The sequence below is a fragment of the Pseudomonas sp. B21_DOA genome, from assembly GCA_030544685.1.
GTDB lineage: Bacteria > Pseudomonadota > Gammaproteobacteria > Pseudomonadales > Pseudomonadaceae > Aquipseudomonas > Aquipseudomonas fluorescens_AO.
The window spans coordinates 4584425-4610268 of the sequence record CP086683.1; the positions used below are offsets into that span (position 1 = coordinate 4584425).

The 25844-nt window shown below is 61.6% G+C and carries 19 protein-coding genes and 6 pseudogenes; 12 read left to right on the plus strand and 13 right to left on the minus strand.

Going from position 1 to position 25844, the window contains the following annotated elements; translation table 11 throughout:
• Positions 1-20 precede the first annotated feature (20 nt).
• The 5 genes and pseudogenes from LJU32_21135 to LJU32_21155 form a co-directional block, all read right to left on the minus strand.
• Complete coding sequence (locus LJU32_21135; protein WKV88040.1) at positions 21-608, minus strand: LysE family translocator; 588 nt, start codon at positions 606-608, stop codon at positions 21-23.
• 433 nt (positions 609-1041) lie between these two features.
• Positions 1042-3278, minus strand: a pseudogene (locus LJU32_21140) (GAF domain-containing protein).
• A pseudogene (locus LJU32_21145) lies at positions 3275-3879 on the minus strand (biliverdin-producing heme oxygenase). The pseudogenes LJU32_21140 and LJU32_21145 overlap by 4 nt, the downstream one beginning before the upstream one ends.
• A gap of 183 nt (positions 3880-4062) precedes the next feature.
• Positions 4063-5711, minus strand: a pseudogene (mqo, locus tag LJU32_21150) (malate dehydrogenase (quinone)).
• A 37-nt stretch (positions 5712-5748) separates the two neighbouring features.
• Positions 5749-6024: a hypothetical protein gene (locus LJU32_21155; protein ID WKV88041.1), complete on the minus strand. Its 276-nt coding sequence runs from the start codon at positions 6022-6024 to the stop codon at positions 5749-5751.
• 160 nt (positions 6025-6184) lie between these two features.
• Here LJU32_21155 and LJU32_21160 point away from each other — a divergent pair, with 160 nt between their 5' ends.
• The gene (locus tag LJU32_21160; GenBank protein WKV88042.1) at positions 6185-7303 is read left to right on the plus strand and encodes a carboxylate-amine ligase; all 1119 of its coding nucleotides are present in this window, start codon (positions 6185-6187) and stop codon (positions 7301-7303) included.
• Here the strand turns inward: LJU32_21160 and LJU32_21165 are convergent.
• Positions 7285-7716: a VOC family protein gene (locus tag LJU32_21165; protein ID WKV88043.1), complete on the minus strand. Its 432-nt coding sequence runs from the start codon at positions 7714-7716 to the stop codon at positions 7285-7287. The two genes, LJU32_21160 and LJU32_21165, sit on opposite strands and share 19 nt — an antisense overlap.
• Before the next feature lie 109 nt (positions 7717-7825).
• Between LJU32_21165 and LJU32_21170 the strand changes: the two genes are divergently transcribed.
• The 3 genes from LJU32_21170 (at position 7826) to LJU32_21180 (ending at position 10620) form a co-directional block, all read left to right on the plus strand.
• Positions 7826-8908, plus strand: a complete 1083-nt coding sequence (locus tag LJU32_21170; protein WKV88044.1) for a trifunctional transcriptional activator/DNA repair protein Ada/methylated-DNA--[protein]-cysteine S-methyltransferase — start codon at positions 7826-7828, stop codon at positions 8906-8908.
• A gap of 59 nt (positions 8909-8967) precedes the next feature.
• The gene (locus LJU32_21175) at positions 8968-9585 is read left to right on the plus strand and encodes a DNA-3-methyladenine glycosylase (protein WKV88045.1); all 618 of its coding nucleotides are present in this window, start codon (positions 8968-8970) and stop codon (positions 9583-9585) included.
• A gap of 552 nt (positions 9586-10137) precedes the next feature.
• Positions 10138-10620, plus strand: coding sequence for a transposase (locus LJU32_21180; protein WKV88046.1), 483 nt, complete (start codon positions 10138-10140; stop codon positions 10618-10620).
• Positions 10621-11291: 671 nt separating this feature from the next.
• On the opposite strand, the pseudogene LJU32_21185 reads toward LJU32_21180, so the two are convergent.
• Positions 11292-12906: pseudogene (locus tag LJU32_21185) on the minus strand (L,D-transpeptidase family protein).
• A 152-nt stretch (positions 12907-13058) separates the two neighbouring features.
• On the opposite strand from LJU32_21185, the gene LJU32_21190 reads away from it, so the two are divergent.
• Positions 13059-13772 (plus strand): murein L,D-transpeptidase catalytic domain family protein, encoded by a 714-nt coding sequence (locus tag LJU32_21190; GenBank protein ID WKV88047.1) that lies wholly within the window; start codon positions 13059-13061, stop codon positions 13770-13772.
• Here LJU32_21190 and LJU32_21195 read toward each other — a convergent pair.
• The gene (locus tag LJU32_21195; GenBank protein WKV88048.1) at positions 13769-14389 is read right to left on the minus strand and encodes a cell wall hydrolase; all 621 of its coding nucleotides are present in this window, start codon (positions 14387-14389) and stop codon (positions 13769-13771) included. The two genes, LJU32_21190 and LJU32_21195, sit on opposite strands and share 4 nt — an antisense overlap.
• A gap of 197 nt (positions 14390-14586) precedes the next feature.
• Between LJU32_21195 and LJU32_21200 the strand changes: the two genes are divergently transcribed.
• The 5 genes from LJU32_21200 (at position 14587) to LJU32_21220 (ending at position 20824) form a co-directional block, all read left to right on the plus strand.
• Positions 14587-15438 (plus strand): CAP domain-containing protein, encoded by an 852-nt coding sequence (locus LJU32_21200; protein ID WKV88049.1) that lies wholly within the window; start codon positions 14587-14589, stop codon positions 15436-15438.
• A gap of 119 nt (positions 15439-15557) precedes the next feature.
• The gene (gene moaA / locus LJU32_21205) at positions 15558-16556 is read left to right on the plus strand and encodes a GTP 3',8-cyclase MoaA (GenBank protein WKV88050.1); all 999 of its coding nucleotides are present in this window, start codon (positions 15558-15560) and stop codon (positions 16554-16556) included.
• A 24-nt stretch (positions 16557-16580) separates the two neighbouring features.
• Entirely contained in the window at positions 16581-17480 is a 900-nt protein-coding gene (locus LJU32_21210; GenBank protein WKV88051.1) for a bestrophin family protein, read from the plus strand.
• Between the two features lie 551 nt (positions 17481-18031).
• Positions 18032-19396 carry a glutamine synthetase family protein gene (locus tag LJU32_21215; protein WKV88052.1) on the plus strand — a complete coding sequence of 455 codons (1365 nt, stop codon included), beginning with the start codon at positions 18032-18034 and terminating at the stop codon, positions 19394-19396.
• A 147-nt stretch (positions 19397-19543) separates the two neighbouring features.
• Complete coding sequence (locus LJU32_21220) at positions 19544-20824, plus strand: FAD-binding oxidoreductase (GenBank protein WKV88053.1); 1281 nt, start codon at positions 19544-19546, stop codon at positions 20822-20824.
• Between the two features lie 128 nt (positions 20825-20952).
• Here the strand turns inward: LJU32_21220 and LJU32_21225 are convergent.
• Positions 20953-21737 (minus strand): annotated as a pseudogene (locus tag LJU32_21225) (DeoR/GlpR family DNA-binding transcription regulator).
• Between the two features lie 83 nt (positions 21738-21820).
• On the opposite strand from LJU32_21225, the gene LJU32_21230 reads away from it, so the two are divergent.
• The gene (locus LJU32_21230) at positions 21821-21985 is read left to right on the plus strand and encodes a hypothetical protein (GenBank protein WKV88054.1); all 165 of its coding nucleotides are present in this window, start codon (positions 21821-21823) and stop codon (positions 21983-21985) included.
• Between the two features lie 7 nt (positions 21986-21992).
• Here LJU32_21230 and LJU32_21235 read toward each other — a convergent pair.
• Positions 21993-22885, minus strand: a pseudogene (locus tag LJU32_21235) (LysR family transcriptional regulator).
• Between the two features lie 85 nt (positions 22886-22970).
• Here LJU32_21235 and LJU32_21240 point away from each other — a divergent pair.
• Positions 22971-23747, plus strand: a complete 777-nt coding sequence (locus LJU32_21240) for an NAD(P)H-dependent oxidoreductase (protein WKV88055.1) — start codon at positions 22971-22973, stop codon at positions 23745-23747.
• Here the strand turns inward: LJU32_21240 and LJU32_21245 are convergent.
• The 3 genes from LJU32_21245 to LJU32_21255 all read right to left on the minus strand — a co-directional run bounded on the left by LJU32_21245 (position 23739) and on the right by LJU32_21255 (position 25795).
• Positions 23739-24803 carry an AbrB family transcriptional regulator gene (locus LJU32_21245; GenBank protein ID WKV88056.1) on the minus strand — a complete coding sequence of 355 codons (1065 nt, stop codon included), beginning with the start codon at positions 24801-24803 and terminating at the stop codon, positions 23739-23741. The two genes, LJU32_21240 and LJU32_21245, sit on opposite strands and share 9 nt — an antisense overlap.
• Before the next feature lie 163 nt (positions 24804-24966).
• A complete protein-coding gene (locus tag LJU32_21250) occupies positions 24967-25389 on the minus strand; it encodes an HD domain-containing protein (GenBank protein ID WKV88057.1) in 423 nt (140 codons plus the stop codon).
• Positions 25390-25405: 16 nt separating this feature from the next.
• Positions 25406-25795 carry a hypothetical protein gene (locus LJU32_21255; GenBank protein ID WKV88058.1) on the minus strand — a complete coding sequence of 130 codons (390 nt, stop codon included), beginning with the start codon at positions 25793-25795 and terminating at the stop codon, positions 25406-25408.
• Positions 25796-25844: the final 49 nt, after the last annotated feature.

The following is a 25844-nucleotide window of genomic DNA, read 5'->3' on the forward strand; positions in this document are numbered from 1 at the left end:
TCGTCAGCGCCTACAGAAAATCAGGTGATCAGGAGATAAAGCGCACTCACCGCCAGCAACAACGCCATCACCCGGTTGAACCAGCGCATCCCCGCCGCGTTGCTCAGATAGCCGCGCAAAAACGTCCCGGCATACGCCCAGCAGCCCACCGACAGATAGCAGATCACCAGATACACCGCCGCAAACTGCCAGACCAACCGTGCCTCGCCATCAGCGACAAACGCGCCCATGCCGGCCACGCACGCCAGCCAGGCCTTGGGGTTGAGCCATTGCATCACCGCGCCATAGAGCATCGACGGTGCGCGGCCGGACTCGCGGGTGTTCAATTGGCCGTCATCGCTGGCCAGTTTCCAGGCCATGAACAACAGAAACGCCACCCCGGCCCATTGCACCACCCGCGTCATGAACGGCCACAGTTGCAGCACCTCATGCAGGCCCAGGCCCATCAGCACCAGCAACAGCACAAACCCCAACGTCGCCCCGGCGACATGCCGCTGGCTGGCGCGGAACCCGTACTGCGCGCCGGAACTCAAGGCGACAATATTGACCGGCCCGGGGGTGATGGAAGCGGCCAGGGCAAATGCCGCCATGGAAAGAATCAGACTCATTGCACACCTGCTTCAAACGAGGAACGAGGTGGCTACGGTAGCGAGCTCCGGGGGTGCGGTATTGAAGAAAATGCCCCTGAGGATGCGAATCCTCTGGCGAAAGCGGTGTGTCAATCAACCCAATGTTGGCTGGGCTGACGCCTTCGCGAGCAAGCCCGCTCCCACCGGGTTGTGTGTGAAATGCAATCTCGGGCCTACCGCAAAACCTGTGGGAGCGAGCTTGCTCGCGAAAGCGGTGTGTCAATCAACCCTATGTTGGCTGGGCTGACGCCTTCGCGAGCAAGCCCGCTCCCACCGGGTTGTGTGTGAAATGCAATCTCGGGCCTACCGCAAAACCTGTGGGAGCGAGCTTGCTCGCGAAAGCGGTGTGTCAATCAACCCTATGTTGGCTGGGATGACGCCTTCGCGAGCAAGCCCGCTTCTACAGGGGCACTCAAGCCAGACGCGGTACGGTGAAGCGGAATTCGCTGCCCTGCCCCGGCTCGCTCTCGGCGACGATCTGGCCGCCATGGGCTTCGACGATGCCTTGGGTGATGTACAAACCCAGGCCCGTGCCGGTCGGGTTGCCTTCTTTGACCGTCCAGTAACGATCAAACACATGCGGCAAGTGCTCTTTGGGAATGCCTTCGCCGCTGTCGCGCACGATGAAGACAATTTCATCGCCCACCGATTTGGCGTGTACGCCGACGGTGCCCATGCGTGGGGTGAACTTGATGGCGTTGCCGACCAGGTTCGACAGCACCTGAAACAACCGCTCGGGGTCGGCATGGATGCGCAAATCAGGATCGGCCTGGAAGGAAATGCTGATGTCCTTGTCATGGGCCAGCGGCGACAGCAGCGACTGCGCCTCTTCGAAGATCAGCCCGACGTCCAGCGGTTGCGGTGTGATGGAATAGCGCCCGGCGTCGATTTTCGAAGTATCGAGCAGGTCCTCCAGCAGCGTATTCATCCGCGCCGTGGCCTGCTGCATGGTGTCGATCGCCGTAGAGATGCGCCGCGAAGTGTGCGCCCCTCCGAGCTGAAGGCTTTCTGCATCATGCCGCAGAGCATCGAAATCACCGTCATCGGGTTACGCAGATCGTGGGAAACCACCGCCACCAGTTCATCCCGCGCTCGCACGGCCTCTTGCTCGCGACGGACCTGGCGGGCCAGATCATTTTCCAGTGCCGAACGGCGCAGATCGTTGGCGGCGAACAGATCGCCGTGGCTCCATTTGGTGGAGATCCCGGCCATCTCGACTTTCCAGATCTCGAACGAGGTACGCGGCCGCAGGCGCAGGCCGGCGTCGGAGTTTTCCAGGTCCAGTGGTTTGCGCGGGTCACCGCTCCAGTTGATGTTTTCCTTCACTTCCGGGCGGAACCACAGCACGCCGTTGTCCACCGGTTTGGGCAGGCTCAAGGCGAGCACACCGCTGGCCACCGCCTGATACTGCGCCGCCGGCGGATAAACGCTGGACAGATGATGGCTGGCAAACACCGGCTCGCCGCGCGCCTGCAGCCATTTGTGCAGCGCGCGAATTTCTTCCGGCTCAGGGCAGTTGCCGTAGCGGTGCAATTGCTTGTCTTCGATGATCGCGATGCCACCGGCATTGACCAGCGCCATCAACGTCGCCGGCTGCTGGGCGAGGCCGTCGAACACGTTCTGCGGCGAATCGACCATCGCCTGATTGAGCCGCGCCAGCGCCTCGACCTTCTCTTCACGCTGACGGGTCAGTTCAAGGGTTTCCATCGCACTGATCTGCAACGAGAGGACTTGGCCGATGGTCTGGCAGGCCATGCGCAATTCATGCGGCACGTGCAGCGGCTGGCGGTTGCCGCAGCTGATCAGGCCCCAGAGCTTGTCGCCCTTGAGCAGGGAAATGCTCATCGACGACAGCACGCCCATGTTTTTCATGTACTGGCAGTGAATCGGCGAGACGCTGCGCAGCGTGGCGAAACTGAGGTCCAGCGGTGTCTGCGTGTCCGGGCGCAACTTCGGCACCAGTGGCACCGGCTGATAATCGGCGTTGGGGATGATCCGCAGCCAATTGGTGCGATACAGCTCGCGCGCCTGCTCGGGAATGTCCGAGGCCGGGAAGAACAGGCCGTTGAACACTTCCATCGACGGATCGGAGGCTTCAGCGATGACCTGACCGTGGCCCTCCTCCTCGAAACGATAGATGAGCACCCGGTCGTAACCGGTCATCGCCTGGATTTCCTTGACGCTGATGTCGTACAGGGCCTGCAGCGTGGTTGCCGCTTGCAGGCGCTGGAGCATGCGGCCCAGATGAGTCTTGACCCCGGCGACGTTGCGCGGCTGGAAATTCTGTACGTGGATCTCAAGCTCAAGAATCAGCACGTCCTGATGGCGATGCAGCAACCCTTCGAACGCGGTGCCGTTGAGCTCGAAACGCAGTGGCGCCGCTTCGGAGAATGTCGTCTGCTGCAGGGCTTCGAGCACTTGCGCGGCGTGCTCGGCGCCGATCAGGCTGTGCAGTGGCTGGCCGATCAGCGATTCGGGCGCACGGGCCAGCAGAGTTTCGACGTTGGCACTGACCTGAATGATCTGCAGCGCAGGCTCGGTCAGGGTCAGTAGCAAACCATGGGGCTGGATCGCGCCGGGAAAGCGGATCGGCTCGTCGGCACAGTTGGCCAGCAGTTCTTCAAAGGCTTGTTGGTCTTGCGGGTTCATGCCAGTACCTCCTGGCGCTCGAGCCACTGCTCGAAACAGCTGAATGTGGTTTGTGCTGCGCTGACCACGGCCGCGCGTTCGCTGGCCGCCATGGGCCGGTTGCTCAGGTATTCAATGAACTCGCGCCAGCGCCGCCCCGTGGCAGCGCCGTAGACATCGAGAAACGCGGCGCCGTTGTCGGCGTCCAGATTCAGCCGCGCGGCGATTTCCCGTCGCAGGATCTGCCCGCCGAGAGTCGCGCCTTCAAGCACGTACAGAACGCCAAGGCTGGCAGCGCTGGAGTCGATAACCGGCAGATCCTCACACAGTGGCAAATCATCAGCGGTTGCGCCCAGCGCGCGCAGGTCGGCGCGCAGGGTTTGAGCCTTCAGACGCGGCGTCAGGTTGAAATCGTCCGGGACCGCACCACTGGCGAGCAACGCCTGTTCCAGCGGTTGATAGAAACCGTAATAGGCCTGCATCAAGCGCTCGAAAGCGGGGGTATCGAGGGTGTCGGAGAAAAAGGAAGGCGTTTTTCCAGTGCGATGTGCAGTTCGGCTGTGCCGGCCCGCAGATCCTGCAGCACCGGTGGCACATAAACCTCACGGGCCTTTGCTTGCATGTAGATCGCTCTTGGTGGGACCCGGCAGGGGCCATTCTGGGTGGGCTCGACGTGGGGAGGAATTTATCACGACAGACAGCGTTTCTGCCTGCCAGGGCGATTATTTCTGCCGAACCGCGACCCTATGACACGTTCAGAGTGGCGCCGGATCAAAAAGTTCGACCCGCGCCACATCTGCCAATCTCAGGGCTTGAGATCGGGATCGCTGTCCAGATTCTTCTGCTGCACAGCGTCGATATTGCCCGGCGGGTTTTGCGCCGGGGCCTGATCGATGCCCGGTGGTGGCGTAAGTTGCAGCACTTCGCTGGTGTAGCGCCACTCCTCCATGACCTTGTCCGGGTGCTCGTTCAGGCGCGTGCCATAACTGGGCACGATCTGGCGCAGCTTGTCCTGCCACGGCGCCGAGGCCAGTTTGTCCTTGAACACCTTGCCCATCAGATCAAGCATGATCGGCGCGGCGGTCGAGGCCCCCGGCGACGCGCCGAGCAGCCCGGCAATGCTGCCGTCCTTGGAAGCGACCACTTCGGTACCGAGCTTGAGCACCCCGCCCTGCTGTTCATCCTTCTTGATGATCTGCACGCGCTGGCCGGCCTGCCACAGTCGCCACTCCTCTTTCTTCGCATGGGGAAGTAGGTGCGCAGCGCCTCGAAACGGTCGTCATCGGACTGCATCAACTGGCCGGCGAGGTATTGCACCAGATCGAACTCGCGCACGCCGACCCGAACCATCGGCCAGAGATTGTGCAGGGTCGTACTGGCCGGCAGATCAAAATACGAACCCTCTTTCAAGAACTTGGTGGAGAACGTGGCGAACGGCCCAAACAGAATCACCCGTTTGCCATCGAGCACCCGCGTATCGAGGTGCGGCACCGACATCGGTGGCGCGCCGGTCGAAGCGATCCCATAGGCCTTGGCCATGTGCTGTTGCGCGACTTCGGGATTATCCGTGACCAGGAACGAACCACCCACCGGGAACCCGGCGTAGTCTTTCGCTTCCTCGATCCCGGACTTCTGCAGCAGCGGCAACGCCGCCCCACCCGCTCCGATAAACAGGAATTTCGCGTCGGTGGCGGCCGTGGTGCCGTCCTTGAGGTTCTTGTACTCAACGTGCCACGAGCCATCGTCGTTGCGCGTGATGTCGCGCACTTCCGTGGACAGCTTGAGGTTGAAGTTGTCGCGGCTTTGCAGATGGCTGACGAACTGCCGGGTGATCTCGCCGAAATTGACGTCGGTGCCGATCGGCGTCCAGGTGGCGGCGATCTTCTGCGTCGGATCGCGCCCCTCCATCATCAACGGCACCCATTGCTTGATCTGCTCCGGGTCTTCGGAATACTGCATCGGCCGGAACAAGGGGCTGGCCTGCAACGCCTCGTAGCGTTTCTTGAGGAAACGGATGTTGTCATCGCCCCAGACGAAACTCATGTGCGGCGTGGAGTTGATGAACGAACGCGGATTCTTCAGCACGCCGGTTTTCACCTGCCAGGCGAGGAACTGGCGGGTGATCTGGAACGCCTCGTTGATCTCGACAGCCTTGGTGATGTCGACCTTGCCGTCCTTCTCCGGCGTGTAGTTGAGTTCGGCGAGCGCCGAGTGGCCGGTGCCGGCGTTGTTCCAGCCGTTGGAGCTTTCCTCGGCGACCTGGTCCAGACGCTCGACCATTTCCATCGACCAGCCCGGCTCCAGTTCACTGAGCCAGACCGCCAGCGTCGAGCTCATGATGCCGCCGCCGACCAGCATCACGTCGACCCGTTTGGTTTGTTCGGCGTACGCCTGGCCAATGCCGACCGAGAGGGTCAAGGCGACCAGTGCGCATTTGCGCATCGGATGGTTCATAAAGGCCTCCTTCGGCTCTGTCGGCGCTAGTGCGAGTTTAGTCGGCGCTGTCGTTCTGCACGGACGGATCACCATTGGCCGGCACGCTGCTGTCGGGAACGGGTTTCGATGGGTTGTTCTCTTCGGCACCGGGATAACCCGGCAGACCGCGAGTATCGTCAGGTGTCATGACATCTTCGTTGTCGCGGCTCACATCCCAGTCGGTGGTGGCGTTCGGGTCTTCATCGCGCCCGGCGGTGCCGATGACGAAGCCGTCGTCGTTGGGATTGAGGGTTTCGTTGAGCGCTTTGTCGTTGCTGGACGGGTTGTTCATGTCTGCCTCCAGAGCACATTGGTAGGACCTTTTTTGAAAACCACGGGCTTTCCAAGTGCAATGGAAAAGACCAACGGTGCATTTCGCGGCGCTGGTCGCCTGGCGTGAACCACCGCTGCCGCGCGCGGTTCCCATGAGAAACAGTCGCTCGAGCAGCGCCATGACCAGCCCGCGATTTGGCATCGAAGAAGAATTTTTCCTGACCGACCTGCAGACCCTGCGCATGGTCGGCAGCCCTTCGCAGCCGGCCATCGAGGCATGTCGTGCGGCGCTGGGCGCGTGGTTTGCCACGGAGATGTTTCAGGGGCAGATAGAGGTGGCTTCGCCGGTGTTCAGCGACTTTGAGCATGCCGGCGATTTCTTGCGTGGCAGCCGTCAGGCCTTGCGCGCAGCGCTTGCGCCGTTTGGTCTGGGCGTGCTCAGCGCCGGCAGCCATCCGCTGGCTGACTGGCGAGCACAGATGCCGACCGAAGAAGAACATTTCCAGGGCTTATTCGAACGCTACGGTCATGTCGCGCGGCGCAGCGTAGTGTCAGGTCTGCACGTGCACGTCGAGGTCGCGCAGCCGCTGGACCGCATCGCGGTGATGAATGAAGTGCTGCCGTGGACGCCGCTGCTGTTGGCATTGAGTTGTTCTTCGCCCCTCTGGAATGGCGTCGCCAGTGGTTTCATGAGTTATCGGCAGACGGCGTGTGACGAGTGGCCGCGCATGGGCATCCCGCCGCTGTTTGCCGATCAGCGCCATTACGATGAGCACGTGGCATTTCTCACGCGCATCGGTGCGATCACGCAGCCCGCCGAGTGCTGGTGGGGCGTGCGTCCGTCGGCGCGTTTTTCGACGCTCGAACTGCGTATGACAGACGCTTGCCCCTGGGTCGACGACGCGCTGACCCTGGCAGCGTTTTTCCGTGTACTGGTGGCCCACGCCAGCGCGCAGCGGCGCCCTGGATTGCTGTATGACCAGACCGCGCGTTCGATGCTGGAAGAAAATCGTTGGCGGGCCAAACGCCTGGGCACTCATGCGCGCTTTCTGGTCGAAGGCATCGACGGCGACTGTTCGATCGCGCAGTGGCTGGAGCTGGCCGAGCAGCGCTTCGCCGATACCGCGCAGGCCTTGGGCGCGGCGCAGTTGTTCGATCAGGCTCGCGCGGTCATCGCCAGCGGCACCAGCGCCGATCGGCAACTGGCGCTGTTCGAGCAAGCATCTGAACAACCGCAAAACGACCGCTCGGCGCTGGCGCAAGTGAGCGAACTGTTGCTTCAGGAAACGTCTGGCTGAGCAATCTCGGACGCGCCCTTGAGTTCGACCTGATTGCCGTCCGGGTCGAAACAGTACAACGACAGGCCATAGCCCTCGGCGCCGAAACGTCTGGCGGCTTTTTCCACGGTCAGCCCGAAGGATTGCAAATGAGCACTGAGCGCGGCTTCGTCGAACGGCTCGATGCGCAGGCAGAAGTGATCGACGTTGCGCTTGTGGGCCTGCGCTGCGCCGCCGCCCTTGCGCCCGAGCTCGCCCGCCAGGTCGACCAGATCGATCATCGACGTGCCGGCCCGCAAATGCACCAGCCCCAGCGGAGCGTTATGCCTGACCACTTCGGCGCCGAACACTTTGCCGTAGAAATCGATGCTGCGTTGCAGGTCAGCAACGCGCAGGACGATATGGTCTATGTGCTGAATGGAAAACGGATGCATGGGCTGGCTTCCTTGAAAGCGGCGATCCGCTCATTGTGCGGCACAAGCGAAAAAATTCACTGTCGATTTTTCGGTGGAGCCATCGACAAAGCGGATTTACTCTCAGCCCATGAACATACCAGCCGCTGTCCTGCCGCCCCACGCCGAAATGGTTCGCGCCATGCTCGAGCGCGACACTGCCTATGAAGGCGTGTTCTTCACGGCCGTTAAAACCACCGGGATCTTTTGCCGCCCCAGTTGCACGGCGCGCAAGCCGAAACCGGAAAACGTCGAATTCTTCGCCCACGCCGACGAATGCCTGTGCGCCGGTTATCGCGCCTGCCTGCGCTGCAAACCGCTGGACGCGGCCGCCATCGCCCCGGATTGGGTGCAGCGCCTGCTCAACGTAGTGGACGCCGATCCGGAACGGCGCTGGAGCGATGCGCAATTGCTTGCTGAAGGCATCGAACCGCTGAAGCTGCGGCGCTGGTTCAAACAGCATTTCGGCATGACCTTCCACGCCTGGCTGCGCACCCGTCGCCTCGGCATGGCCTTGGGCGGAATCAGGCAAGGCACGTCGATCGATCACGCCGCGTTCGACTCCGGCTATGAATCGCTGAGCGGTTTTCGCGACGCGTTTCAGAAATCTTTCCACATCACCCCTGGCCGCGCCGCCAACAGTGAGCCGTTGCTGTTCACCCGCCTGACCACGCCGCTGGGGCCGATGATCGCCATGGCCGAACGTCGCGGACTGGTGCTGCTGGAGTTTCTTGATCGCCCGGCGCTGACCCGCGAGGTCGAAGCCCTGCAGAACCGTTATGGCTACGCCGTCGCGCCGGGGCACAACGCGCATTTGCAGCAGATCGAAGTGGAGCTGGCGGATTACTTCGCCGGCAAACTCACACAATTCAGCGTGGCACTGCATCTGCCCGGCAGCGCGTTCGCCCGCGAGGTCTGGGCGGCGCTGCTGCAAATCCCCTATGGCCACACCAGCACGTACGGCGCTATCGCCGCCGGGCTGGGCAAACCCGGCGCCAGCCGTGCGGTCGGCCTGGCCAATGGGCACAATCGTCTTTCGATATTGGTGCCGTGCCACCGGGTGATTGGCGCAGACGGCTCGCTGACCGGCTATGGTGGCGGACAACCGCGCAAGGCGTTTCTGCTCAGGCTGGAGAACGCTGCACTGCAAATGACTCAACAACTGGCTTTTTGAAGCATGCAATCCATCAGGCAAAAAGGGGATCTGGATGAGTACGACCGGTTCACGGCAGCATGGCTGACGGGTATGACCTGGCCAGCGCTTTTCTGGCCGCTACAGACGCTGACTGGCAACGCCATATCCGCGCGGTTGGCCCGTGTTTGCATCAGCCACATCCGGCGCGCGATCCCTATGAGTCGCTGGTCCGCGCGATTGCCTATCAGCAACTGCACGCCAAGGCTGGCGATGCGATTCTCGGGCGTTTGGTGGGTTTGTTTCCCGGACAGGCGTTTCCGCGTCCGGAGCAGATTTTGGCTACTGATGTCGAGCGCCTGCGTGCTTGCGGGTTTTCAGCGAGCAAGATCGCCACGATTCAGGGGATTGCCCAGGCGACGCTGGATGGCGTGGTGCCGGATTACCCGACTGCGCGGGCGATGGACGATGAAACGCTGATCGAACGCCTCACCAGTCTGCGCGGCGTCGGTCGCTGGACAGTGGAAATGCTGCTGATCTACAGCCTCGAACGCATGGACATCCTCCCCGCCGATGACTTTGGCGTGCGCGAGGGTTATCGACGTTTGAAAGGCCTGGAAATCCAGCCGACACGCAAAGAAATGATCGAAATCGGCCGAGCCTGGAGCCCGTATCGCACGGTGGCGGCGTGGTATTTGTGGCGGGTGGGCAGGGGCTAGGCATCAAACGGCGTCAACTCAACCATCTGCACTGAATTTGCTGCCCTATTCGTGAGCAAGCCCACTCCCACATTCAATTGGCGACAGGCGCAAAATCTTCCAACACCATCAATCCCCTGTGGGAGCGGGCTTGCTCGCGAAAGCGTCGGGTCAGGCAGCATCACTGCTGACCGTACCGCCGCCTTCGTGAGCAAGCCCACTCCCACATTCAACTGGCGACAGGCGCAAAATCTTCCAACACCATCAATCCCCTGTGGGAGCGGGCTTGCTCGCGAAAGCGTCGGGTCAGGCAGCATCACTGCTGACCGTACCGCCGCCTTCGTGAGCAAGCCCACTCCCACATTCAACTGGCGACAGGCGCAAAATCTTCCAACACCATCAATCCCCTGTGGGAGCGGGCTTGCTCGCGAAAGCGTCAGGTCGGGCAACATCGCTGCTTAATCCCCTCAGCAGGAGTCTGATGCGCAGACACATCCTGCCAACAATCATCACATCCGGCTCTTCCAGCTCGGCTAGCCTTTCACTCCAATCAATCATGAACAAGGCAAAGGAATGCCCGAACGATATTCGTCTCACCGTCTCAGAATCGGCCGCTTTTGCGAACAGAACCGCATTTACCTGCTCACGGCCAACACCTTGCATCGCGAGCCGGTTTTCAAGAATCACGATCTCGGCAGATTAGTAGCTAACCAGTTCCAGCGAGCGCAAACAGAAGGTTTGGCCGATACGTTGGCCTGGGTGGTCATGCCGGATCATTTCCACTGGTTGGTCCAGTTGCAAAATGGAACACTGGGACAACTGATGTGCCAGACGAAGTCCCTGAGCACCAGAGCCATCAATGTGGCGAGCGGTCGAACAGGTAGCCTGTGGCAGCAGGGTTTTCATGATCGTGCGCTACGGCAAGAAGAGAGTCTGGTGCAAATGGCCAGATATGTAGTGGCCAACCCGCTACGCGCGGGTCTGGTGCAAAAGCTTGATGATTACTCACTCTGGGATGCAATTTGGGTCAGCCGAACCCTACCGCCGCCTTCGTGAGCAAGCCCACTCCCACATTCAATTGGCGCAGACGCAAAATCTTCCAACACCATCAATCCCCTGTGGGAGCGGGCTTGCTCGCGAAAGCGTCAGGTCAGGCAGCATCACTGCTGACCGTACCGCCGCCTTCGTGAGCAAACCCACTCCCACATTCAACTGGCGACAGGCGCAAAATCTTCCAACACCACAGATCCCTTTGGGAGCGGGCTTGCTCGCGAAGGCGTCAGGTCAGGCAACATCACTGCTGACCCTACCGCCGCCTTCGTGAGCAAGCCCACTCCCACACTCAACTGGCGACAGGCGCAAAATCTTCCAACACCATCAATCCCCCTGTGGGAGCGGGCTTGCTCGCGAAAGCGTCAGGTCAGGCAACATCACTGCTGACCCTACCGCCGCCTTCGTGAGCAAGCCCACTCCCACATTCGACCGGCGACAGGCGCAAAATCTTCCAACACCATCAATCCCCTGTGGGAGCGGGCTTGCTCGCGAAAGCGTCAGGTCGGGCAACATCGCTGCTGACCGTACCGCCGCCTTCGTGAGCAAGCCCACTCCCACATTCAACTGGCGGCAGACGCAAAATCTTCCAACACCACAGATCCCCTGTGGAGCGGGCTTGCTCGCGAAGCGTCAGGTCGGGCAGCATCATTGCTGATGTATCGCTCCATACAACGTCAATGCGCCCGATCCAGCCCCACCAGCAATGCGCTGTCGCGACTGTAGATGTCTGGCGCGTAGCGTACATGGCCGGTACTGTCGACTTGCGCCGTCCAGTAGGTCATCAGGATCGGCACCGGCGCCGACAAGCGAAATTCATGAGTCGTACCGCTTGCCAGCAACGTATCGGTGCGGGTCTTTTCCGCGGGGACAGCAGCAGGTCGCGCAGTTGCAGCGGATGCTCGACGCGCACGCAACCGGAGCTGAACGCTCGCGGCCCTTTGTCGAACAGCGCTTTGCTCGGCGTGTCGTGCAGGTACACCGAGAACGGGTTGGGGAATCGAATGACCATCTGCCCCAGCGGATTGCGTGGGCCGGCGTCCTGGCGCAGGAGGATATTGCCCGGGTTGTCCCAGTCGATGTCCGCAGCCGCCAGAGGCTGGCCGTTGGCGTCGAGCACTTGCAGGTTCTGGCGGCTGAGGAAGGTCTGGTCCTTGCGGATTTCCGGCAGCTTGTCTTCTTTCCAGATGGTCGGCGGCACGGTCCAGGTCGGGTTCAGTGTCAGGCGGGTGACGCGGGATTTGAGCAGTGGGGTCTGGCGCTCGGCGCGGCCGACCTGGGTGCGGGTCTGCCACACCGGTTGACCGCCCTGATACAGCGTCAGCTCAGCGGCCGCGACATTCACCACCAGCCCGCTGGGCTCCATGTCCTGAGCCATCCAGCGGAAACGTTCGAGATTGACGCGCAACTGATCGCGGCGGGTCAGCGGGCTGATGTTCAGTTCGGCAATGGTGCCCGGCCCGACCACACCGTCAGCCTGTAACGAATGAGTGGCCTGAAAATGCTTCACTGCCTCCACCAACACGTCATCGTAAGCATTTTCCGGCGGCACCAGCGCGTGGGCCAGATAGCCTTCGTTGTAGAGTCGTCGGGCCAGTTCCGGCACGCGCGGGTCTTCCATCGCCGGACGCAGCAACGGGCCGTTGCCCACCGGCTGCCATTGCGGCAAGGCTTGCAAGCGTTGCGCAGCATAAAGCTGGCGCAGACTTTGATACTGCGGCAGATGCGGACGCGCCAGATCGAACGCCGCAGGAATGTCGTTCATGCCCGGCACGGCAATGCTGAGCAATTGCGCCTGACGGTCGGTCTGCGGACCGTCGACATGCCACAGCGGTTCGAAATGCGATTGCAACAGACGACCGTAATGCAGATCCTGCAAGGCCTGCAGATAGTTGCGGCTGATGTCGATGTCGGCGCACAGCTCACCATCCTGCGGCGGCGTTGTTGCGACGGCGTAGCGATTGGGATTCAAGCCATCATCGGCCAACAGCTGCAATTGCGCACGCAACGCCGGCAAGCGTGCCGGCTCCCTGCCCATACCGGCATCCAGTCCTGCTGTTCATAGAACGCCTGCAATTGGCTCAAGGCCGGGGCGTTGAGGCGCGCGGCAATCGCCGGGCACGACTGCGCGAGACTGATCAACACCGCTTGCAACGGGCTGCGGGGTTTCACCGGCAGTTGCGTCGCCGGTGTCGGCAGGGTTTCGAGCGGGGGCAGCGGCTCATCGGCGCAAGCGACAAACGGCGCAGCGAGCAAACAAATGCTCAAGTAGCATGCGTACTTTTTGAACAACTGCTTTACTCCAATCCATGGCCGTCCAGATGACGGCCAACCTTACATCAGGTGCGCTGAACAGTCAGGCTCGAACCGCGAGCCTGCGGGTATTGACTGGGAGTCAGGAGCCAAAGTGCCGTTTATGTAGCAAGTTGAGGACACTTTATAAAATGTTGACGTTTTTGCGCCGACTTCTGTTGAGCACCGCGACCCTTGTCGCCGTGACCAGTCCAGTATTTGCCGCCGGCAAGCCATCGCCGGTTCTCTACAACAGCCTCGCCCACGCCGCGCCGGAACTCAATCCCCAGGCGCTCAAAGGTGCATTGAACGCCATGCAATGCGCGGTCAACAACGGCGCGAAACCCTCGCGGCATCTGGCGATCATCGATTATTCGCAACCGTCCACCGAGCGCCGCCTGTGGATTTTCGATCTGAATAAAAAGAAGCTGGTGCTGCGCGATCTGGTCGCCCACGGCTCCAACTCCGGTGAGAATTTCGCCACGCAGTTTTCCAATCGCGAAGGCAGTTATCAGTCAAGTCTCGGCCTGTTCCGCACTCAGGAAAGCTACGAAGGTACTCACGGCTATTCGCTGCGCATGGACGGTCTGGAACCGGGTTTCAATGATCTGGCCCGTGATCGCGCGATCGTGATTCATGCCGCCAGTTACGTGAACCCGCTGTGGAGCAAGCGTCAGGGCCGTATCGGCCGCAGTCAGGGTTGCCCCGCCGTGCGGCCGCAGATTGCCAAACAGGTGATCGATCGCCTGAAGAACGGCCAGTTCATGTTTTCCTGGTACCCGGATCAGCGCTGGCTGCAAAAGTCACCGTACCTGAACTGCCAGCCGCAGCAGGTGGCGAGCATTCTCAATACCCACGCCAGTTAACGCGCATCGCCGCCGGCGGGTTTGTAGAACAGGAACCTGCCGGTCTGCGCGGTGTTGCGATAGGCCTTGGCCCAGCTCGGGTGCACGCCGCGATCGTGAAAATACAGGGCGCCGCGCGTGCGATCCTTGAGTTGACGGTTCAACGCCTTGCCAGCGATTTCCTTGGCCAGCGCGTATTCGGCATCCTCCTTGACCTGATCGGGCTTGCCGTCGCACCACCAGGAAAACTGGCAGTTGCCGGTTTCCGAGCCTTGCTTGACCACCGCGCACACCGTGTCGGGAAAGCCATCGTGGCCGAGGCGATTCATCACCACGCTGGCGACGGCTTCCATTTCCGGGGTGTCCTTGCCCTTGGCTTCCCAATAGATACTGCGCGCCAGACAGGTCAGCGGATCGTCCAGCGGCGCGGCGCCTGCCGGGTCCACCGCTTGCGCTTCGGTGGGAGTGATGGCTTCGGATTTCGGCGCCGGCGCAGCGCTGACTTTATCCGCCGCTTTCTCCTCGAGTACCTCGGCTTTCTGTTCAGCTTTGGCCTCGATCGGAGGCTGCGCGCCGGCCCATGCCGCACCGGTCAAAACGATACACAACAAACCGCCCGCCAAGCCTTTCGATCCCATGTCGGTTCTTCCGTCAGCGCCCGTGATGGGCAGAGTGTTACGTCGGGGAGACGCCCGGTTTGCGGGGTCTTCGCAGAGTGTAGCGAGCAAATGTGCGGGCGCACCAGCGGATAAAAAATCCGCTGAAAAGAAAAAGACATTCACTCATCGCAGGCCTTTCGCGCATCATGGGCGCATTCAGCTCAAGGGAGATTTCCATGCGCTTCATGCCGTCCGTTTTGCGTTGTGCCGCATTGTCGCTGGGTGTGGTGTTCGCCACCTCGGCGCTGGCCGGCGATGAACTGCAATTGATCGAGTCGATCAACAGCTATCGCAGCCAGCCGCAGCGTTGCGGCACGCAGGCATCGAACGAGTTGCCACCGCTGTCGGCCGATCCACGGCTGCGACTGCCGGCCAGCGGCGCGGTCGATCTGCAGCAGGCCATGACCAGCGCCCAGTACCCGATGGTCAACGTGCAGGCGATCACCCTCAACGGCCCGCGCGATGCGGCGTCAGCAATGAAGGCGATTCAGGAAAGCTTCTGTCAGGTGGTGCTCGACCCGCAGTTTGTCGATATCGGCGTCAACCGCGTTGACCGCGACTGGCGCATCGTCCTCGCGCGGCCGTTGCTGACGGCGAAACTCGGCGATGCGCAAAGCGAAGGGCAAAAGCTGCTGGCGCAACTCAATACCGCCCGCAGTCAGGCCCGTCGGTGCGGCGGCCAGTCCTTCGCGGCGGCAGCCCCGCTGGCATGGAACGCCACGCTGGGCACTGTCGCTCAGGATCACAGCCGCGACATGGCCAACAACAATTATCTCGACCACAAGGACCGCGATGGCCGCACGCCCGGCGACCGTGCCGAGCTGTCCGGCTATAGCGGCCAACTGGTCGGTGAAAACATCGCTGCCGGGCAAGACACCGTCGGCAAGGTCGTTGACGGCTGGCTCGCCAGCCCCGGGCATTGCGCCAATCTGATGAACCCGCAATACCAGGAACTGGGCGCCGCCTATGCGACCGATCCGAAAAGCAACGCCGGTATTTACTGGACGGCAATGTTTGGCGCACCGTAAGGCATCATCGACGCCGTCAATCACTCGGTCAGCCAGAGTGATTGGACGGCGTGGCGAGCGCAGCCTACCCTGCGCGGTCTACGCCCGCTGACGGCGTTCCACATCCACGAGGCGAGCCCATGACACAGCGTGAATTGATCGATGGTCACAACCGCCGCGTGGATTACCTGCGCCTGTCGGTCACCGACCGCTGCGATTTCCGCTGCGTGTATTGCATGGCCGAGGACATGCAGTTTCTGCCGCGCCAGCAGATCCTCACCCTCGAAGAACTGTTTCAGGTGGCGCAAAGCTTCGTCGCCCTCGGCACGCGCAAGATCCGCCTGACCGGTGGCGAGCCGCTGATCCGCCCCGGTGTCGTGCAACTCTGCGAACAGATAGCCGTCCTGCCCGGCCTGCGCGAACTGTGCCTGACCACCAACGGCTCGCAATTGGGCCGGCTGGCCAAGCCGCTGTTCGACGCCGGGGTCAAGCGCCTCAACATCAGCCTCGACAGCCTCGATCCGCAGCGCTTCAAAGAGCTGACCCGCACCGGCGATCTGGCGCAGGTCATCGAGGGCATCGATGCCGCTCGCGCCGCCGGGTTCACCCGCACCAAACTCAATTGCGTGGTGATGCAAGGGCGCAACGACCACGAGATCAACAATCTGGTCAGTTTCGCCATCGAGCGTGATCTGGATATTTCCTTCATCGAAGAGATGCCGCTGGGCGCGATTGCTGAACACAGCCGCGCTGAGTCCTTCTACTCCAGCGCGCAAGTACGCGAGCGCATCGCCGAACGTTTTACCCTGATCGACTCGACCGAATCGACGCAAGGGCCGTCGCGCTACTGGCGCGTGGCCGAAGCACCGAACGTTCGCCTGGGCTTCATTTCGCCGCACAGCCACAACTTCTGCGGCACCTGCAATCGCGTGCGCCTGACCGTCGAAGGTCGCCTGCTGCTGTGTCTGGGCAACGAGCACTCGATGGATCTCAAAGCCGTGTTACGCGCCCATCCGGGCCATCCGGAACGTCTGGAGAACGCGATCATCGAGGCGATGAAACTCAAACCGTATCGACACAACTTCGAAGTCAACGACGACGTGCAAGTGGTGCGTTTCATGAACATGACCGGCGGCTGACCAGCCCCAGACGCGGACCGCGAGATGATCGTCAGACCGAAACCCAATCAGTTCGCCGTGCTGTTCACCCTCAAAGGCTCGATCGCCAAACGCATCGCTCTGCGCACTTTGATGGTCACGCTGCTGGCTGCAGTGATCGTGTTGATCGAAATCCTCGAGCCGAGTTACTTTGCCAAGGTCAACGCCACACCGTTCACCCTGCTCGGCCTGTCGCTGTCGATCTTCATGAGCTTTCGCAACAATGCCTGTTATGACCGCTGGTACGAGGCGCGCAAGGCCTGGGGCGAAGTACTGGTGCGGGTGCGTTCGGTGATGCGCGAAACCCAGGGCATCGCTGAGATCAGCCTGCGTGCGCCGCTGTTGCGCAATCTCTGCGGTTTCGCCCACGCATTGAACGCACGGCTACGTGGCGAAAACGAAGCGCGCGCCAGCGCCGACTGGCTAAGCCCGCCCATCGACACCGGGGCTCCGGACCACTGCGGACAGGTTCTGCATCAAGTCGGGCGCCAGTGTTCGGAACTGGAAGCGAGCGGTGTGATCTCGGCGTGGCGCTATCAATTGCTGGCCAGTCACCTAACCAGCCTGACCCAGGCGCAGGCCGTCTGCGACCGCATCAAGACCACGCCGCTGCCCTTCCCGTACACCTTGCTGTTGCACCGCACGATTTACCTGTTCTGCATTCTGCTGCCGTTCGCCATGGCCGAATCCCTCGGCTGGCTGACACCGCTGTTCACGGCAATTGTCAGCTACACGTTTTTCGGCCTCGACGCGATTGCCGATGAACTCGAAGACCCGTTCGGCCGAGATGAAAACGATCTGCCGACCGATGCACTCGTGCGCACCCTGGAGCGCGACGTGCTGTACGAACTGGGCGTCTCGCCATTGCCGCCCGCAGCGGAACCGGACGATTACGTACTGCGCTGAAGCGGGCCCGGCGTGTTCACTCTGAACCGAGGTGCGGCCATTCGCGAGCAGGCTCGCTCCCACAGTTGAAATGCATTCTCCTGTGGGAGCGGGCCTGCTCGCGAAAAAGGCAACTCGGTCAATCAGCCCAAACGCCGGAAAGCGCCACCGACTAATCTTCCGTTTACACGCGCGCAAATTCCCCCTTACTATCCGGGCACACCGGTCGCCGGGTTCGCCCTGCTGCCGACGCTTTCCGCCAACGGAAACACGCGTTATGAGTACGTCACCACAACAACCGCAAAGGTTGCACGTCTCTGCCGTACGCGCCCACTGCAACAGGGGCTGCGTATGAACCGCATCGTCAATCTGCCCATGGCCCTGCGCCGTTCCAAGCTGCGTCACTCCGCACGCCCGCCGGATATCGCCGCTCCTGCCTGATCGCGAGCTTGATAGCCGCGACAGTCAATTTTCCTTTTCCTGATATCCCTGCCGGGACACTTACGCCTTTTTGGCGCGTCGTGTCCGGCCGAATCTGCGCGCCTGTGCGGCGCCACCGTGAGTGATTTGCCATGAAATTCGCAGCCATCGAAGACGCCCGCCTGTTCCTCGAACAGAACCCTGATATCGACATGATCGAGTTGTTCATCCTCGACGCCAACGGCGTGCCGCGCGGCAAGCTGTTGCACCGTGAAGAACTGCTCGCCGTGTACGAAAGCGGCCGGCCATTGCCGAGCACCATCCTCGGCCTGACCGTACAAGGCGAGGACGTCGAGAACTCCGGACTGGTCTGGGATGTGGGCGACATCGACTGCCGCGCCTATCCGCTGCAAGGCAGTCTGGTGCGCCTGCCGTGGCGGCAGATTCCGACCGCTGCGGTGCAGGTCAGCATGCACCCGAGCGAGGGCATGCCGGCGAGCATCGCTGACCCTCGGCACCTGCTGATCAAGGTGATCGACGGGCTCAAGGCCGAAGGTTATCACCCGATCATGGCCTGCGAGCTGGAGTTCTATCTGCTCGACGCCAAACGCGATCACAACGGCCGCCCGCAACCGGCGCTGGACGCCGACGGCGGGCGACCGCGACACACGCAAGTCTACGGTTTACGCGAGCTGGAACAGATCGAGCCGTTCCTCGCCGACCTCTACAGCGCCTGCAAACTGCACGGCATTCCGGCGCGCACGGCGATTTCCGAATACGCCCCGGGGCAAGTGGAAATCACCCTTGAACACGGCGATGCGCTGGAGGCGATGGATCAGGCGGTGCGCTACAAACGTCTGGTCAAAGGCGTGGCGCACAAGCACGGTATGCAGGCGACGTTCATGGCCAAGCCGTTCGATGATCTGGCCGGCACCGGCATGCACATGCACGTCAGCCTCGCCGACGCCGAGGGGCGTAACTTGTTCGCTTCTGAAGACCCGGCCGGCACGCCGCTGTTGCGCACGGCGATCGGCGGCATGCTCGCCTCTCTGCTGGATTCGCTGCTGCTGTTCTGCCCCAACGCCAACTCCTACCGGCGTTTCCAGGCCAACAGCTACGCACCACTGGCGCCGACCTGGGGCGTCGACAACCGCACTGTCAGCCTGCGCGTACCCGGCGGCCCGGCGCCGACACGACACATCGAACACCGCATCTGCGGCGCCGACGCCAACCCCTATCTGGCAGCGGCAGCGATCCTCGCCGGGATTCATCGCGGAATCCGCGAAGAGCTGGATCCGGGTGCGCCGGTCGAGGGCAATGGTTATGCCCAGGCGAAGGAATTGCTGCCGACCGATTGGCTGACGTCGTTGCAGGCGCTGGAAAACTCCCAGTGGGCACGGGAGGCGTTGGGCCAGGACTTCCTTGGGGTGTATCTGGCAGTAAAGCGTGCCGAGTATCGGCAGTTCATGGCGCAAGTGGGTGAGCAGGATTGGCGGTGGTATCTGACCGAGGCTTAACGATCCGACACCGAACCTGTGGGAGCGAGCCTGCTCGCGAAGGCGTCATCACATTCAACATTTTGGGTGACTGACACACCGCTTTCGCGAGCAGGCTCGCTCCCACAGGGAATGCACTTCGAACCTGGAATTTTTGTGGACCCTGACATGACCATTCGCTGCAATTCCTACTACACCGCCACCCTCAACCAGGACACCGACTACCCGACCCTGCAAGGCCGGCACAAGGTCGATGTGGTGATCATCGGCGGCGGTTTCACTGGCGTCGCGACTGCCGTCGAACTCGCGGAAAAAGGCCTGAAAGTCGCCATCGTCGAAAGCCACAAGATCGGCTGGGGCGCCACCGGGCGCAATGGCGGGCAGGTCACCGGCAGCCTCTCCGGCGACGGTGCGATGCGCAAACAGATGCGCGCGAAACTGGGCGATGACGTGGACGATTTCATCTGGCACCTGCGCTGGCGCGGACATGAAATCATCCGCCAGCGCGTCGAAAAATATGCGATCCAGTGCGACCTCAAACACGGCCATTTGCACGCGGCATATAAGCCGAGCCACATGGTCGATCTGCGCAAGGATTACGACGAAGCTGTGCGTCGCGGATTGGGCGATGAGGTGAGCCTGCTCGACCGCAGCCAGGTCCGCGATCTGCTGCAAAGCGAGCTCTACCACGGCGCCATCAAGAACACCCGCAACATGCACCTGCACCCGCTCAACCTGTGCATTGGCGAAGCACGCGCAGCCGAAAGCCTGGGCACGCTGATCTTTGAAAACAGCGAAGTGCTGGAGATCATTCACGGCGACAACCCCGGCGTGCGCACCGCCCACGGCCAGATCGACGCCAGTCAGGTGATGCTCGCCGGCGATGTCTATCACAAGCTCGAACCGGGTCAGCTCAAGGGCAAGATATTCCCGGCCATGGGCGGCATCGTCACCACCGCGCCGCTGGGCGATCTGGCGAAACAGATCAACCCCGAAGACCTCGCCGTGTACGACTGCCGCTTCGTCCTCGATTACTACCGGCTCACCGCCGACGGCCGTTTGCTGTTCGGCGGCGCCAACTACAGCGGCAAGGATTCGCGCGACATCGCGGCGGAACTGCGCCCGTGTATCGAGCGCACGTTCCCGGCGCTCAAAGGCGTGCCGATCGATTACCAGTGGAGTTGCGCGATGGGCATCGTCATCAATCGCATACCGCAACTGGGCAAGCTCTCGGACAACGTCTGGTACTGCCAGGGCTACTCGGGACACGGCATCGCCACCACCCACATCATGGGCGAAATCATGAGCCGGGCAATCACTGGGCAAATGGAACAGTTCGACACCTTCGCCGCGTGCCAGCACATTCGCGTGCCAATGGGCGACCTGCTCGGCAATCCGCTGCTGGCGGCGGGGATGTGGTATTACCAGATGCTTGAGCGGTTGCGCTGAATTTACTGGCCCTATCGCTGGCAAGCCAGCTCCCACAGTGTCCGTGGCGTACCCAAAATTCATGTACACCGCAAAAACTGTGGGAGCTGGCTTGCCAGCGATGAGGCCATCAGTCCCACCACAAAATTTCAATCCGGCAACTGCTCCACCACAATCCCCAACCGCCGATAATCCTCCACACTCCCCGACCCCGGATGCCGCTCGGTAATCAACCTGTGCAGGCGCGTACACGGCGCCACCACAAACGGCTCCACCGCGCCCAGCTTGTCCGCCGTAGTCACTGCAATCACCTGCGTCGCACTGTCGAGCATCGCCTGTTTGATCGGCACTTCATCGAAATGCAGCGAGCTGATGCCGACCTCGGGATGAATCGCGCACACCCCGGTAATCGCCAAGTCCGCCTTGATCCCCGCCAGCAGCCGCAACGCTTCCTGACCGCTCGCCGACATCGAATGCGGATTCAATTGGCCACCCGCCAGAATCACTTTCACGCCTTTGTACTCGGACAAGGCAATCGCGGTCAGCGGTGACGCGGTCACGGCGGTAATGCGGACGTCGGCGGGTAATGCGCGCGCCACCTGCAACGTGGTCGAGCCGGAATCGAACAGCACAATCTGCCCGTCCTCGATGTGCTGCGCCGCCAATTGCGCCAAGCGCACCTTGATCTCGTCGGTCTCATCCAGGCGGGTGAAGTAATCCTTGCCGGAGTCCTTCGGTCGCGGCAGCGCGCCGCCATGCACCCGCTGCACCAAGCCGGCGCTGTCCAGTTCGGCAAGGTCGCGGCGGATAGTGTCCTCGGATACCGCGAAATGCTGGCTAAGCTCGGAGGCCATGACCTTGCCGTCACGTTCGAGAAGCAAAGGATTTTCTGCCGGCGCAGGGACGGCAATTCGGCGATGGAGTGGTCGTGCATGGTTATGCCTGTTTGTGCTTGTAGTTGCAGGTTTCGCCGACACTAGCGAAAGTCTCGAGCAAATACAAACGCAGCGGCTATCAATGCTTTCGATCATTGGAATCAACACGGCAAATTTTTTCTTTGCGCTGCGCCTGTTCACAATGGCCCCACTCTCAAAAGCTCAGGATGAACAGCCCATGAATCTCAACTTCGCCTTCGCCTGCATGATCGTCGTGTCGTTCGCGATTGCCTTGGGCCACGCCTGAACATGCATCAAACCGAGGCCAGCAATTGCTCGCGTAGCCATTTGTGCGCCGGATCCCGGTGCACCCGCTCGGCCCAGAACATCGCCATTTCATAGCCTGGCACCCGCAGCGGTGCATCGACCACTTGCAGCGCCGGATTGCCGCGCACCAGGCGTGACGGCAGCATCGCCACCAGATCGGTGGTCGCCAGCACCGACATCGCCATAAGAAAGTGCGGCACTGACAACACCACTTTCCGCGCCAATCCGACTTCTGCCAGCGCCTTGTCAGTCGCGCCAAAAAGCCTCCGCCCTCCCGCGACACCAGCACATGTTCCAGCGCGCAGAACTGCTCGCGGCTGGGCGCTTGGGTCAATCGCGGGTGGCCGACGCGCCCGGCCAGCACATAACGCTCAGTGAACAATGGTCGTCGATGTAACTCCGGCGGCGCGTCTTCGCTGATGTGCAAAGCCAGATCGAACACGCCCTGCTCGGCTTGCTTGACCAATTGCGCCGGCGTCAGGTCGACGATCGCCAGTCGCGTGCCCGGTGCCAGTTCGCGCAAATGGCTGAGCGCTGGCAGCACGACGGTGGATTCGCCGTAATCGGTCGCGGCGATTTTCCAACTGTGCGTTGCCTGCGCCGGGTCGAACACATCCGCTGGCGCCACCGCCCTTTCCAACGCCTCCAGCGCTTCACGCAACGGCTCGCGCAGTGCATCGGCGCGAGCGGTCGGGCGCATGCCTCGCGGGCCGGGCAGCAACAGCGGATCGTTGAAGATTTCGCGCAGTCTGGCCAAGTGCACGCTCACCGACGGCTGCGACAGATGCAGGCGCTGCGCCGCGCGGGTGACGTTGTGCTCGGCGAGTAACACGTCGAGGGTCAGCAGGAGGTTGATATCCAGGCGTCTCAAATTATTCATGGCTATACCAGACATATCGGACATTCATTTCCAATATACCGGGCCAGCGACGATCCTGCAGTCATCCACTCAAGGAGCACGCGACATGAATGTATTGCTGGTTTACGCCCACCCCGAATCGACCTCGCTGAACGGCTCGCTGCGCGACTTCACCGTCCAGCGCCTGCAGGCCGCCGGCCACACCGTGCAGGTCTCTGACCTCTACGCGATGAATTGGAAAGCCGTGCTCGACGCCGACGACGCACCGCAGCGCGACCCATCGCAACCCTTCCACGCCTCCCTCGACTCGAAACGCGCCTACGCCGAGGGCACCCAAGCCGCCGACATCGCCCGCGAGCAAGAGAAACTGCTCTGGGCCGACGCGCTGATCCTGCAATTCCCGATGTGGTGGTTCAGCATGCCGGCGATCCTCAAAGGCTGGTTCGACCGCGTCTACGCCTACGGCTTTGCCTATGGCGTCGGCGAACACTCCGACAGCCGCTGGGGCGAGCGCTACGGCGAAGGCAAGATGAAGGGCAAACGGGCGATGCTGGTGGTGACAACCGGCGGCTGGGAATCGCACTACAGCCCACGCGGCATCAACGGGCCGATGGACGATTTGCTGTTTCCGATTCAGCACGGGATTCTGTATTACCCAGGCTTTGATGTAGTGCCGCCGTTTGTGGTGTATCGCACCAGTCGGATGGATGAGGCACGGTATGCCGAGACCACCGCTGAACTGGGGTTGCGGCTGGATGAGCTGTGGAGTGCCCGGCCGGTCGGGTTTCGGCAGCAGAATGATGGGGAGTACGAGATTCCGGCGTTGACGTTGAAGGATGAGATTGCTCCGGGCCTGGAGGGCTTTTCGGCGCACTTACGCTGAGCCCAGCCCACTTGTCTGGCGAGGGAGCCGCGCACGGTCAAGCCCCTCGCGCACCCGCCTGACCTGCACCAACAACGCCGGGGCAAAATGCAGCAGCACCATCCGGCTCAAGTGATGCGTCAGGATAAACACCACATTCAGCCCGCCACCAAACGCAACAATGGCAATCGTCTCGATCGCGCCCGGCATATATGCCAGCCACAGCGACAGCGGATCACTGCCCAGCCAGCGCGCAGCCCCTTCAGCAAACACCGCCGCGACGACGATCATCAGCCCGACGGAAACCAAAGCGGTGCGGCCATGTCGCGCCAGCTCTGCGATGCCGAGGCCCTGAAATCGCGAGCCGATGCGTACGCCGAGAATCAGTGCGGCGAGGTTCAAACTCCACTCCGGCAGGTGAAAGCCATGCAGCCATCCGGCCTTCACGAACACCGCAGTTATGATGATCGCGGTAAGCATGAACGGCGCAGGGACGCCGATCAGCAGCAGCAAACGCCCGAGCAACACGCTCAGCGCGATGGCAGCGAGTGCGGTCAGCGCCATGCCTGTTGTCAACGGATCGCTGACGACTTCAGCCACAGGTGCTTGCCCGGGAATCAGCAAACTCACCAACACGGTGATCAACAGCAGCCGCATCAGGTGCACGATGATAACTTTGCTCGAAGCCTTTTCCGATTCAAGCAAATCGAACACTGCGGCCAGTGCGCCGGGATACACCGCCAGCAGTGCATCGGTGCGATTCCAGCCAGCACCGCGTGTCAGCCACCAGCCGGCGAGTGCGATTTGAACGGCCAGGCAGATCAGCAACACGCCAAGGCTGGGCAACATTGTCGAGGCTGTTTCGCTGTCCCATGCTTCGAACATAAGGCCAGTGGCGATGCCCAGCGTGACCTGGATGTAGCCCAATCCATAGGGAGTTGCCGGGGCGATGCCGGTTTTGCCGGCAAACAATGCAGTAACCGCAATCGAACCCAACAACAAGCCGTGAGGCATGCCTTCAAACTGCAATAACGCGCCGAAAGCGGCGGCAATCAACAAGCACACAACGGATTTCATAGTTCGCCTTCCTGGCTATCCAACTGACACACCACCATTCCCCGGTAGGAGCTGCCGAAGGCTGCGATCTTTTGGGACGCAGAGCGTCCCCGGCTGCATTCCCACGCAGAGCGTGGGAACGATCAGATCGCAGCCTTCGGCAGCTCCAGGGGGATTTGCATTCCTATGCGCGAAGGCGTGCAATCGCCCGCCGGTATTTTTCGATACGCTCCAGATCCTCCCAACTCGGCGAGGCAATCCGCGAGATATCGCTGTTCTCTTCCAGATCCGCCAGCTTCACCACTCGCCCGATCGGGTTTTGCGCGGCGCGGTCGACAAAATCCTCGTAGGACTCGCCCGGCGCTTTGGTCACCGCCGCAATCGCCGCCAGCACCTCTTCGCTAAAACCTTCGCCACGCAAATCATCCAGACTCACCCCGCAATCCTCGACCACATCGTGCAGCACGGCGACGATGCGCGTTTCCAGCGTGTGCATGCGCAACATGACTTTCAGCGGATGCAAAATGTACGGCGCCCCGCCCTTGTCCACCTGCCCGCTGTGGGCTGTGGCGGCAATGGCGATGGCGCGTTCGAGGGTTTGGGCCATGGGAGTCTCCGTGGTGTCAAAGGCCATAGCGGCCGCCAACGTGAATGTTGCGTTTGAGCCAGTTGCCGATCGCTCGCAGACGCCCTACAGGTTTCGCCGGATGAGCATGGTGCTGAAGAATCATCGACACCAGCGTCGCCTGATCCGCCTGCGGATTTGCATCGATCAACTCGGCGACCCACGCGCAATCGGCCTTGCGCAAGTGCGCGCGCCAGTCACCACACCAACCGTCCAGCTCATCCCGAGCCAAAAACCGCGCGCCGCCATGCTCCATATGCCCGCCGCCCATGGACTGCTCAAAGCAGAACGGCGTATCCGGTTTGCTCGGATCGATATGAAAAAGATAGATGTCGTGAAACGGACGCTGTGAAGCGGGGGCTATGTTGCGGCGGCCGATTTCAATCATGGCGACGGTCCAATCCTTGGGCGCTGAATGTTTCTGATTGTTGCGCAGT